A 260-nucleotide genomic window follows, 5' to 3' on the forward strand; every position below is an offset into this window, starting at 1 on the left:
GCCAGTGTCGGAGCCATCCAACGTCGTCTTCTGGTACTGGAAGATCAGGGAGCAGACAAACTGTTTGCCGAACCGGTTCTGAATCTGGACGATCTGTTGCAAACCGATGCACAGGGCAAAGGCATCATCAATTTACTTGCTGCTGATAAATTAATGCAGTCTCCGCAGTTATACAGTACGTTTTTACTATGGCTGATGGCTGAGTTATTTGACCAGTTACCGGAAGTGGGTGATCCGGAGAAACCCAAACTGGTGTTGTT

1 protein-coding gene is annotated in these 260 nt (G+C 47.7%); it reads left to right on the top strand.

Annotated features, from left to right (window positions below):
• Nucleotides 1-260 (top strand): helicase HerA-like domain-containing protein (locus B3O33_RS03340; protein ID WP_292362924.1); only part of this gene is annotated, 260 nt, incomplete at both ends.

It is taken from the genome of Methylophaga sp. UBA1464 (assembly GCF_002325665.1).
Taxonomy (GTDB): Bacteria; Pseudomonadota; Gammaproteobacteria; order Nitrosococcales; family Methylophagaceae; genus Methylophaga.